7 protein-coding genes are annotated in these 12,011 nt (G+C 72.8%); 5 read left to right on the forward strand and 2 right to left on the reverse strand.

Going from position 1 to position 12,011, the window contains the following annotated elements; translation table 11 throughout:
- Positions 1–44 precede the first annotated feature (44 nt).
- Positions 45–3,587, reverse strand: a complete 3,543-nt coding sequence (locus ACEN9V_RS08540) for a S8 family serine peptidase (protein WP_413602888.1) — start codon at positions 3,585–3,587, stop codon at positions 45–47.
- A gap of 206 nt (positions 3,588–3,793) precedes the next feature.
- Here ACEN9V_RS08540 and ACEN9V_RS08545 point away from each other — a divergent pair, with 206 nt between their 5' ends.
- From ACEN9V_RS08545 to ACEN9V_RS08565, 5 genes are all read left to right on the forward strand, one after another.
- Positions 3,794–4,435 (forward strand): TetR/AcrR family transcriptional regulator, encoded by a 642-nt coding sequence (locus tag ACEN9V_RS08545; RefSeq protein ID WP_413602889.1) that lies wholly within the window; start codon positions 3,794–3,796, stop codon positions 4,433–4,435.
- A complete protein-coding gene (locus tag ACEN9V_RS08550) occupies positions 4,432–5,160 on the forward strand; it encodes a hypothetical protein (protein WP_413602890.1) in 729 nt (242 codons plus the stop codon). Before ACEN9V_RS08545 ends, ACEN9V_RS08550 begins: the two co-directional genes overlap by 4 nt.
- Positions 5,157–7,226 (forward strand): YhgE/Pip family protein, encoded by a 2,070-nt coding sequence (locus ACEN9V_RS08555; protein ID WP_413602891.1) that lies wholly within the window; start codon positions 5,157–5,159, stop codon positions 7,224–7,226. The genes ACEN9V_RS08550 and ACEN9V_RS08555 overlap by 4 nt, the downstream gene beginning before the upstream one ends.
- 161 nt (positions 7,227–7,387) lie before the next feature.
- Complete coding sequence (locus ACEN9V_RS08560; protein ID WP_413602892.1) at positions 7,388–8,188, forward strand: NAD-dependent epimerase/dehydratase family protein; 801 nt, start codon at positions 7,388–7,390, stop codon at positions 8,186–8,188.
- A 141-nt stretch (positions 8,189–8,329) separates the two neighbouring features.
- The gene (locus ACEN9V_RS08565; RefSeq protein ID WP_402728073.1) at positions 8,330–9,319 is read left to right on the forward strand and encodes a LacI family DNA-binding transcriptional regulator; all 990 of its coding nucleotides are present in this window, start codon (positions 8,330–8,332) and stop codon (positions 9,317–9,319) included.
- 217 nt (positions 9,320–9,536) lie between these two features.
- On the opposite strand, the gene ACEN9V_RS08570 is transcribed toward ACEN9V_RS08565, so the two are convergent.
- Positions 9,537–12,011 (reverse strand): LuxR C-terminal-related transcriptional regulator, encoded by a 2,475-nt coding sequence (locus ACEN9V_RS08570; RefSeq protein ID WP_413602893.1) that lies wholly within the window; start codon positions 12,009–12,011, stop codon positions 9,537–9,539.

Here is a 12,011-nt window from a genome sequence, read left to right on the forward strand (position 1 = left end):
GGACAGGGCCCGTGGAGACGATCCACGGGCCCTGTCCGGTCGGGCTACTTGCGCGTCACCTTCGCGGTCGACGCCGAGGTCGCGGTGCCGTCCTGGTACCCCTTCGCCGTGGCGGTCACGCGGACCTGGAACGTGTGCCCCACGTCCGACGTGCCCAGCTTGATCTTCTTCGTGGTCGCACCGTCCACGACGGACCCGTCACGGAGCCACTGGTACGAGAACTTCACGCCCCGTGCGTTCCAGTCCCCGGGAGCGGCGGTCAGCTTCTTGCCGACCTTCGGGGTCCCGGACACCGTGACCGCACTGCCCTCGCGGAGCGCCAGCTTCGGCGCGGCGACCGTCGTCGACACCGTGTCGACCTGGTCGCCGACCGCGTTGTGCAGGTGCAGCAGCAGCACGCTCGCGGACGAGGTACCTGCGGCACGGGTCACCGGGATCGAGCCGCTGTCCGGGAACAGGACGCCACCGAACGACACAGCCGGAGCCGACGGGTCGAACGTCGCGGACTTCGTGTCGTCGACCACGTACGAGCCGCTCGTCGCCAGTGCCGGTGCGTACGCCGACTCGGTGAGCACCGAGTAGTCGAACGCGCCGGTGACACCGATCGCCTCCTGCGAGACGGTCAGCACCTTCACCGCGCTGTCGAACGTGTTGACGTCCTGACCCGGGGCGCCCCCGTTCAGCGGCTGCGAGTCGAGCGTCGCACCGGTGGCGAGGTCGATCGTCGTCGCGAACGTGGCGTCCACCGTGGCCGACTTGGCGTCGTACACCAGGTAGTCCGGCGTGCCGTCACGGTCGGCGTCGATGAGCACCTCGACGTTGGTCACGGCGCCGGGGTTGGCGTCGGGACCGGTCGTCTGGACGCCGAACGCCAGCGTGCCGTCCGACGCGTTCGCGCCGTAGGCCCTGATGTCCGCCGCCTGGAGCGACTGCTTCGCCGAACCGTCCGGGAACGACTCCTGCGGGTCGGTCCCACCGAGGACGAACGGGGCCACGAGGGCTCCGGTCACACCGCGGCCGGCCAGGGCGATCGAGGACTCGGTCGAGTCGCTCTCGAAGGACACGTCCGAACCGTGCACGGCGCTCACCGGCTTCGGCGCGGCGTAGGTGCCGATCCGCAGCGGGTTGAACTTCTTGTCGGTCGGCGTGAAGGTGACGAGACCGGTCGCAGCGGAGACGAACTCGCGCTGGTACCCGAGCGTCGTCGACTCCTGCGTCGGGTCGATGGTGCGCCCGACCTTCGTCGGGTCGGCGATCGTCATCGTCAGGGTGACGGTGGCGGTGCCGTGCGGCACGACCGTGACGCGCTGCTTGTCGATCGAGAACGCGACGCCGGACTGCGCGACGCGGGACTCGTAGGCCACGTCGTACGTGTGCGGCCGACCGTCGGTGTTCTTGATCTGCAGCGTGCGCTTCTCGGTGGTCGGCGAGGCGACCTCGACGACACCGAACGACGCCGTGACGAGCTGGTCGTTCTCGACGCTGCGCACCGTGGTGCCGGCGGTGACCGCCTGCAGCGCGTCGACGCGACCGGTCCCCTGCCGCAGCAGCGTCGCGTTCCCGTCACCGTCCCGCACGTCGTGCGTCGCGGTGTTCATGATCGTCGCCTTGACGTCCGGTGCCGACCACGTCGGGTGCGACTCGAACGTCAGCGCGGCGATGCCCGCCACGTCCGGCGTCGCCATCGAGGTGCCGCTCATCGACATGCGTCCGTCACCGGTGCCGTTGGCCGCGGAGATCACGTTGACCCCGGGGCCGGCAACGTCCGGCTTGACGATGTCGTCGAACGACCCGTGGACGCCACGGCTGGTGAACTGCGCGAGCGTGTTCACGGCGTCGGCGTCGGTCGCGAGCTGGAAGCCCTTGAGCTCGTCGGCGAACTTGACGTGCAGGGTCCCGGCCTGGGCAGCGGACTGGAGGCTCGCAGCACTGTCCGCCGTCAGCTCGGCACCCGGGATGGTAGCGTTCCCCGCGATCCCGCTGTCGAAGGTGTTGATCGTCCCGGCGAGCAGGACGCCGACTCCGCCGGCGGCCTGGACGTTGTTGAACCGGACACCGGAGCCGCACTCGAGCGCGGCGTCCGTCCACTTCAGCCAGACGACCTTGCCCTTGACCTTCGCGGCCTCGTCCGCGCTGAAGGCAGCGCAGCCGTCCACGTTCGTGGTCGGGACGACGACGTCACCCTCGACCGGCAACGTGCCCTGGTAGTTCTGCGAGTACTGCGCGCGGTAGGTCTTCGCGACGTCAGCGGGAGCGGTCGCCTGGACGCCGTCGTAGAGGCTCTGGCCGGTGGCGCTCGCGGCGACCGTCAGGGCTCCTTCGGCGTTGCCCGGCGAGCCACCGATGTCGGTGAAGTCGTCGGCGTTGCCCGAGGCGATCACCGGCAGCACACCGCGGGCGGTGAGCGCGTCGATCTTGGCGTTGTCGGGGTCGTCCGGTGCGCCGTAGTCGGAGCCGAGCGACAGGTTGAGGACGTTGATGTCCTTGCCCTCGGTCAGTGCCTGGCCGACCCAGTCGAGCGCGGCACCGGTCACGTCGGTCGAACCGCCGCCGTCACCGAAGACCTTGAGTGCGTAGAGCCCGGCCTCCGGTGCGGTGCCTGGGCCGATCCACATGTCCTGCACGGACTGCGTGGTCAGCTTCTCGTAGTCCCCCTCGAAGGTCTTCTTGTCGGCGTCGAGGCCGTACCCGGCGATGGTGCCGGAGACGTGGGTGCCGTGGTCGCCACCCTTGCCGTCGATCGGGTTGTCGTCGGGCTTCGGCGTCGGGTCGTACGCCGGGGAGGCCGGGTCCGCGTTGTACGTGGGGCCGGCGAAGTCGTAGCCGCCGAGGAACTTCTTCGCGTCGAACCAGCTCGGGTCCGGGGCGCTCGAGCTCGCGAGCGCCTGCTCGTACGCCTCCGTCGTGCCGGGGCCGCCGAAGTCCGCCTGCGTGTAGTCGAGGCCGGTGTCGAGCACGGCGACGTTCACGCCCTTGCCGGTGTGGCCGGTCTGCTGCCACGCGTCGAGGGCACGCGTGTAGACGTCGCTCGCCGCGTTCTTCGGGCTGACGCCGTCGGCGCCGGGCTTGACGACGTCGGGGTCGACCCCGCTCGGGGCAGCGTCGGCGCGCTCGCTGACGGTCGGGTCGACGATCTTCTTCGGCGTGAGCGGGATGACGCTCTCGACGTCGGAGCGCTCGGCGACCTTGCGGAGCGCTGCCACGTCGGCCACGACGGCGACACCGGGGACGGTGTACTCGGTCGTGTAGAGCTCGGTCGCGTCGGCGTCGGCGGACCGCACGGCGTCGCGGACGTCCGCGGTCGTCGACTTGATCGCCGACACCCGCTGCTTCGCGGCGCCGGACGGGCTCTTCGACTGCGTGAGGTCGCCGCCCTTCGCCTTGGCGTCCACGGCGAGCGCTCCCTCGCCGGTCGTCCGCACGAAGGCGGCGATCGTCGTCTGGGGCTTCGCGCTCCGCAGCGGTGCCGACAGCTTCAGGTCGGCCGATGCGACACCGGCCGGCGCGGCAGACGCCGTGCCACCGACGGCGAGACCGCCGCAGGCGAGGGCTCCGGCCGCGACGAGCGCGGTGACGACTCGGGTCATGCGTCTCGGGTTGGGGGTGTTCGGGTCCTGTGTTGCACGGTTCACTGGGCGCACTCCTGGCTCCGTCCGTGTTGCTTGGGAATTGCTCAGAAGCTATGTGCTGCTGCTCAGGCGCGGGAGTCGGCACTTTGGGGGACGTCCCCCGTTCGGGGGTACCCCTTCCTGCGATCTTGCACAGCGGTGTGCAAGTTATTACGATGGGTGGCGTGACCAGTCCTGACGCCCCAGTCCGCGCTCCGCGCCGCGATGCGACCGAGAACCGGGCCGCACTGCTCGACGCCGCGAAGACCGCCCTGCAGCGGGACCCGGACGCCTCGATCGAGTCGATCGCGGCCGTCGCTGGGCTCTCCCGTCGTGCGGTCTACGGACATTTCCCCTCCCGCGACGACCTCGTCCGCGCCGTGGTCACCGCCGGGGCGTCCCGGATCGCCGCCGCGATGCCGACCTCCTCGGACCTCGGCGACCTGCCCCCTGCCGCCCGCATCGCCGCCATCGCGGTCACCCTCTGGTCAGAGGTCTCGCACGTCCGCTCGATGGCCCGCATCGCCGTCAGGAGCCCGTTCGGCGAGTCCGTCGCCGAGGTGTTCGCGCCGCTCAGGGCCCAGGTCCGCGACGCCTGTGCGCTCGGGATCGCCGAGGGCTCGATGCGTGACGACGTCGATGCCGCCACGCTCGGCCGGTTGGTCGAGGGGGCGTGCATCGCCGTCCTCGACGAGGCCACCCGCTCCGCAACCCCGGACGACGAGGGGCGCAGGATGGTCGTGATCTCGGCACTCGGGATGGCCGGCATCGACTGGCGCACCGCACTCCTCACCGAACCCATCAGCTCCGAAGAGGACCTCGCATGACCAAGCTCGAGATCGACCACGCCGGCATCGGCGAGGAGCCCGGCGCGGCCCTCCCCGTCGTGTCCGCCGTCGCCGGACCGCACCGTCCGGGCATCGTCGCCGTCGAGACCGAGCAGGCGCCGGTCCTGGCGTCGCTCGTCGCCGGCGGCCGTATGAAGCCCGAGACCGGACGCGTGCTCGTCGACGGACACGACGACCCCGCGGCGATCCGACGGGCGTTCGCGCTCGTGGACACCCCCGGGATCGCCGAACCCTTCCCCGTGATGACGCTCCGCCGGATCGTGCGCGAAGAGCTCGCGTTCGCCGGGCGTCGTCCCTCCCGCGAGCACGTCGACACCGTGCTCGACGAACTCGGCATGACCGCGTACGCCGACACCCACGTGCAGCGCGTGCCGACCGACGTCCGCGTGCGGCTGCTCGTCGAGCTCGCACTGCTCCGCGACGGGGTCACCGGCCTCGTGATCACCTCCCCGGAACGCCACGGCGGTTCCGTCGAGGGCTGGTTCGCCGTCGTGCGGGACGTCGCGATGCGCGGCGTCACCGTCCTGCTCGTCACCTCGAAGGCCGCGGCGGCCACCGCCGAGCGCCTCCTGGCGACCATCCCCGTACCCACAGAAGACGTGCCTGCGGAAGGCACGACCGAAACCGACGGTCCCGATGACGTGACCCGGACCGACGGAGGCGAGCCGAGCCTCCAGTCCGACCACCTGGAGACCCGCTCGTGACCACCACCTCGCTCATCCGCGCGGAACTCGCGCGACTCACCGCGACCCCGCTCGCACGGCTCGCGTTCATCGCGCTCATGGTCGTGCCGCTGCTCTACGGCGGCGCGTACCTGTGGGCGAACCGCGACCCGTACGCCAAGCTCGACCAGGTCCCGGCCGCGATCGTCAACCAGGACGCCGGTGCAACGCTCGACGGCGAAACCGTGAACTACGGCAAGGACGTCACGAAGCGCGCCATCGACGGCGGCGACTTCAAGTGGTCGAAGACCTCGGCGGCGGACGCCCGCTCCGGGGTCCGGAACGGCACGTACGACTTCGTCGTGACGATCCCGCACGACTTCTCGGAGTCCCTGGTGTCGGCGCAGTCGAACGACCCGAAGCGCGCAGAACTCGTGATGACGACGGCGGACACGAACTCGTACCTCGCCTCGACGATCGCGGAGCAGGCTGGCAAGACCATGCGCACGGCCGTTGCCGAGCAGGTCGGCAAGAAGGCCGCGAAGACGCTGCTCGTCGGGCTCGCCGACGTGCGCGACAGCCTCGGGGACGCGGTCGACGGCGCGGGGCAGCTCGCCTCTGGTGCCACCACGGCGTCGAACGGTGCGGACCAGCTCGCTGCCGGGACGTCGCAGCTGCGCTCCGGCGCGTCCCAGCTCGCATCCGGCACCGCCTCGCTCCCCGCCCAGACGAGGAAGCTGAACGACGGCGCGCAGCAGGTCGCGTCGGGTGCGTCGACGCTGTCGTCTGGGCTGCAGTCGGCGAAGGAGCAGACCGCGGCGTTGCCGGCGCAGACCGCGGCGCTCGCCGACGGTGCCGCGAAGGTCGCTGCCGGCAACAAGACGCTGGCGGACGCCACCGACCCGGCGCTCGCGTTCCTCGACGACGTGTCCGCGCAGAAGGTCGTCGACGCGGTCGCTGCCCGCGCGGCCGAGCAGGGCGTGACGATCACACCAGAGGTGCAGGCGGTCCTGGAGGCAGGGGTCCAGCAGCAGCTCGACGACCCGAAGGTGCAGGCCGACCTCGCCACCGCGAAGACCCAGCTCCAGCAGGTCGACCAGCTGCGGGACGGCTCGCAGCAGGTGTCCGACGGCGCGTCGCAGCTCGCTGCCGCAGCACCGCCCCTGAGCTCGGGGATCGCCTCGGCCGCCTCGGGTGCGTCGACGCTGTCGGGCGGGGCGTCGCAGGTCGCTTCCGGGACCTCGGCACTGGCCGCCGCTGCGCCGACGCTGTCGAACGGCGCAGCGACCCTGGCCTCCGGCACCGCGACCGCGGACGACGGCGCGCAGTCCCTGGCGACGGGGCTGCACTCGCTGCGGGACGGCGCATCGACGCTCGCGTCACAGCTCGACGAGGGCCGGACGAAGATCCCGGCGTCGAACGCGTCGGAGCGTGAGTCGCAGGCGTCGGTCATCTCCGACCCGGTGAAGGTCGGCGACGACAACGTGGCGGCAGCGGACAACTACGGCGCGGGCCTGGCCCCGTTCTTCATCTCGCTGGCTGCGTGGATCGGCATGTACGCGCTGTTCCTCATCCTGAAGCCGATCTCCAAGCGGGCCATCACGGCGGTGCGGAAGCCGCTGTCCATCGTCCTCGGGGGGTGGCTCACGCCCGTGGTGCTCGGGATCGTGCAGATGGTGGCGCTGTTCTTCATCGTGCGGTTCGCGCTCGACCTGAACGTGGTGCACGCCGGGGCGACGATCGGGGTGATGGTGCTGGCGTCGGCGACGTTCGCGGCGATCCTGATGGCGCTCAACGTGCTGCTCGGCTCCGTCGGGCAGTTCCTCGGGCTGGTGCTCATGCTCGTGCAGCTCGTGACGGCCGGCGGGACGTTCCCCTGGCAGACGCTCCCCGGCCCGTTGGCAGCGCTCCACTTCGCGCTGCCGATGACGTACTCGGTCGACGCACTCCGGCAGACGATGTACGGCGGGTCGATGGGTGCCGCGTGGTCGGACGCGGGGACGCTCGCGTGCTGGCTCGTCGGCGCGCTGCTCGTCACCTTCGTGGTCGCTGCCCGCCAGGGCCGCTCCCGCACCCTGCGGGACCTGCGCCCGAGCCTGATCGGGTAGGGGCCGGCCGGGCCGGGGAGCTCCCGGCGCCCGTTCGCACAACCGAAAGCACTCCGCGCCGCGCAACGCCACGGCACGGAGTGCTTTCCGTTGTGCGGGTGCGATCCGCGCCAGCGGCCGGGAGCGGACGGGCGCGCCCCGCCACGCGTACGGTCTCGGGCATGGCGACGCTGCTCATCACCGGGGCGGCCGGACGCATCGCGACCGCGTTGCGCCCGAGGCTGCTCGACGCCGGACACGACCTCGTGCTGCTCGACGAACGACCGCCCGACCCGGCGGTCGGCGAGCGCGAGCGGTTCGTCCCGGGTTCGGTGAACGACCGTGACGCGCTCGAGCTCGCACTCCCCGGGGTCGACACCGTGGTGCACCTGGCCGGCATCCCCACCGAGGACACCTGGGAAGACTTGATCGACGCGAACGTCACCGGGACCAAGAACGTCCTCGAGGCCGCTGCGGCTTCCGGAGTGCTCCGCGTGCTGCAGGCGAGCTCGATCCACGCCGTCGGCCGGGTACCCGAGGACACCGCTGCCGGAAGCGTCCCCGGCGACCGACTCCCCCGGCCGGACTCGTACTACGGCTTCACGAAGGCTGCGATGGAGCTCCTCGGCAGCCTGTTCGCCGACCGGTACGACATGTCGATCGTGTCGGCACGCATCGGGGCGTTCGGGGACCGGCCGGACTCCCGACGGGCGTTGCTCATGTGGAGCTCCCCGGACGACCTCGCCCGGTTGGTTGCGGCAACGGTGGCGTTGACCGATGCCGGGCACCACGTCGTGTGGGCGGTGTCGCGGAACACCGGCGCCCCGGCGGACTTCGCGGCGGGCGAGCGGATCGGGTTCCGGCCCCGGGACGACGCGTCGGTGGTGCTCCCCGTCGATGAGCGGGACGACCTGCCGCCAGAGGACATGACGTTCCTCGGCGGCGGCCTGGCGGACGTCCCGCTCGGACACCCGCGCAGCTGACGCGCCAGCCGCCCCGTCCCGCCCCGCGTCCGCGCCGCCCCGCGTCCGCGCGCCGTGGATGGAGCGGGCCATCGGCGGGGACACCACCCAGTCGGACACCGATACGATCGCAAGGACGCAAGCCGGAGGTCGATGCTGACTATGGGAGACGCGAAACCCGCGACGATCTACGACGTCGCTGCCCGGGCGGGGGTGTCGAAGTCGCTCGTCTCGCTCGTGCTGCAGCGCTCCCCGCGCGTGAGCGACGGGCGACGGGCCGCCGTGCTCAAGGCGATCCAAGAGCTCGACTACCGTCCCTCCACCGCCGCCGTGTCGCTCGCCGGTACCCGCAGCCGCACCGTCGGCGTCGTGCTGGACGACTTCCGCAACCAGTGGTTCGTGGATCTGCTCACCGGGCTCCGCGAGTCGCTGCAGGACCAGGGGCACCGCCTCGTCGTCGCCGACCGGTTCCTCAACACCGGACTCGACGCCTCCCCGGTGGAGGGCTTCCTGTCCATGCGCGTCGAGGGCCTCGTCATCGCCGGCGAACCGGACACCGACCTCGCGATCCCCGCCTCGACCCCGCTCGTCATCGCCGGCGGCCGGGTCTCGATCCCCCGCGCGGACACCGTGGCGAACGACGACCGTGCGGGCGGACGGATGGCCGCCGAACACCTCATCGGCCTCGGGCACACCCGACTCGGGTTCGTCGGCGCCCGTTCGGCGGCCGCGACCGAACGCCTCGCCGGGTTCCGCGACGGCGTCGGCGAGGCAGCCACCGTGCACGTGTCCACCCTGCCGGAGGAACTCACCGAGGACGCCGGCTTCCGTGCCGCCACCGCGCTGTTCGACGAGCACCCCGACGTGACGGCGGTCTTCGGCGCGAACGACGTGATGGCGCTCGGCGCGATGTCCTCCCTCGCCGAACGCGGACTCCGGGTCCCCGAGGACGTCTCCGTCATCGGCTACGACGACACCCCGGTCGCCGCGACGCGGTACGTGGGCCTGACGAGCATCGACGACCGGAGCGTCGAGATCGGCCGAGGCGCCGGCGAGCGTCTGCTCGCCCGCATCGCCGACCCGTCGCTCGCCGCGACGGAACTGCTGGTGGAACCCCGCCTGGTCGCACGCCGCACCACCGCGGAGCGCTGACGCGCGCCGCCCTGGAGGCTCCCCCGGTCACGACACGCCACTCACCTCCGCCGAGTGGTCACCATCGGTCGGCGCGCGTCGCCTGCTCCGACGGGTTGCGACCACTGCGCGAGACGCAGGCGGGGTGTCGCGACCAGTCGGGGCGGGGCGCGCGGCACGGGGCGCGCGGGGCAGGGCGCGCGGCACGACGAGCGCGGCACGAGACGCGGCGCTGCCCTCAGCGGCCGAGGAGCCCGAGGCCGTGCGCCTGCTCGACGGCCTCGCGACGGCCGGAGACCCCGAGCTTCCGGTACACGCTCCTGACCTGGGTCTTCACGGTGTTCACCGACACGTGCAGCTCCGCCGCGACTTCCGGCAGGCTGAGCGGCTCCGCCAGAAGCCCGAGCACGACCGACTCCCGTCCCGACAGCGTCACGGCGACGTCCGGCCCCGGCATCACCGACCTGAGCCCGAGCAACGGCTCCAGGTAGGCGCGCCCACGGGGGTCGTCCGCGGCCTCGACGAGCTGCAGGACGTCGTCCCGCGGTGGCGTCAGGAGCTCGCCGCGCATGCCGTGCCGCTCGAACAGGTCGAGCGCCTCGCGGAAGGACGCCACGGCACCGAGCACGTCCCCGGTCCGCCGGAGTGCGACGGCCCGGAAGAGGACGAGCACCGCAGACGTCCTGGCCTCGTACCCGGACCGCACCGACACCGCGGTGACGACGCGCAGCGCCCGGTCCGGTTCGTCACGGGCGAGCGCGAGCGCCACGTGCTCCGCCGCCGTCCACGCCCGCACCGGCCCGAGCGCGTCCAGGGAGCGCTCCGCCTGCCGCAGCTGCCCCGCCGCGAGCTGCAGGCGGATGCGGGAGCGCGCGAGCAACCGCGCCGCGACCCCGGTCGCCGCGCTCCGGAGCCGGAAGCGCTGCACCTCGGCGTCGTGCATCGCGAGCTGGTCCGCCGGTGGCACCCGTCCCGAGATGGTCGTCGCCCTTGCACGCAGCGCGAGCACGATCGGCCAGTGCTCGAACGCGCCGAAGAGCGGATCGATGCGCCGCAGCAGCCCGGTGACACGGTCGGGGTCGCCGTCCTCGAGCGCGACGACGGCGCTCGCCAGGACCCCGGTGGGCACGTCGAGCGCGTCGCCGGTCTCGAGCAGGCGTCGCGCGACGCCGACCTCCCCGGCGAGGGCGTGCACGAACGCGGTGAGCCCGTCGACGGCGGCTTGCTGCAGCGGTCCGTCCGGCCCCGGCGCCGGCTCGATCCCGGCGAGCGTCGCCAGGGCACCCTCGGTGTCGCCGTCCATCAGCGCGGTCGCGGCGACCTGCTGCAGGACGTACGGGAGGCGCGGTGCCAGTTCCGTGCGCCCGTCACCGTCGAGCACGGCGAGGGCCCGCCCCACGGTCGCCGCGGCGCGGCGGGCACCGCGGTCGTCGCCGGCGATGCGTCGCGCCTGAGCGTCGACGGCGGCGAGGAACGGCAGCTCGTGGGCAGGGAGGCCGGACGTCCGCGCGGCGATCGCTGGCAGCACGGCGGCGTTCACGCGGGATGCCCGTGCGTGGTGCCGGTCGGCGGCCGCCTCTGCCCGGGCGATCGCGGCGAGGACCACCGGGTGGTCGGCTGCTCGGCGCGGCTGGATCGGGTCGAGGATGCGGGCGATCACCGGTGCGCCCGGTCCGGTGATGCGGGTCCAGTTGCGGACGAGGACGTCGGAGAGGACGTCGAGGTCGCCGAGCTGCACGGCGGCGTCGATCGCCGGGACGGTCGCCTCGTGCTCGAGCGACCACGCCACCGCTTGCTCGGCGCGGACCCTGACCCCCTCGGGGTCGCGACGGGCGGCGGCACGCCGGAGTGCGGCGGCGACCGCGGGGTGCCACGTGAACGCGTCGGTCTGGTCGATGCCGCCGAACGCGGCCGTGCCGAGCCCGGCGGCGGCAGCGGCTCGGTAGCGCGCGACGAGGTCCGTCACACCGGTCAGGTGCCGGACGAGGTCGGCCGGGGCGTGCGCGGCGGTCGCGGCACGTTCGGCGAAGTCCCGGAGCCCCGGGTCGTCGAGCGTCGCCTCGACCCATTCCGCTGCTGCACGGTCGGTGGCTCGGCGGAACCGGGCGGAGACGTCGACGGGCGGACGGTCCTCGGCGGCGAGGAGCCCGCTCGCAGCGGCCAGAACCCCGGCGTTGCCCGCCGCGGACTCCGTCGCCCGTGCGACGACCGCGGGTGCCACGACGACGCCGACCGCACGGCCGACCAGGGTGGCGGTCTCCGCGGCGTCGAGGGCGAGGTCGCCCGGCCCGATCCGGACCGGGTCGTCGATCCCGTCGGGCCCGGGGACCCTGCCCGCCAGCACCAGCGCACCGTGTGCGGCGAACTCGACCACGGCACGGGAGCCGGCCGCCCCGAGGAGGTGCGCGTCGTCGACGAGGAGGGCGTGCCTCCCGTCCGGGTCACCGGCGGCGGCGACCGCCACCGCGGACGTGACCGCCTCGTCGCCCGTGCCGGCCGAGACGACCACCACCGTGCGTCGTGTCCGGTCGGCCCAGTCCTCGACGAGTGTCGTGACCCCGGCGCGCGGCGGCCCCTCGACGACGACCGGGCACCCGTCGTCGAGCGCGCGCTCGACGCGGTCGACGAGACGGGGCCGGTGCACGACGGGCGCGTCGGCACGCCGGACCACCGGTCCGGTCGTGCCGATCTGCGGGCGCGGGAGCGGGGTCAC

Source organism: Curtobacterium sp. Curtsp57 (genome assembly GCF_047324335.1).
Taxonomy (GTDB): Bacteria; Actinomycetota; Actinomycetes; order Actinomycetales; family Microbacteriaceae; genus Curtobacterium.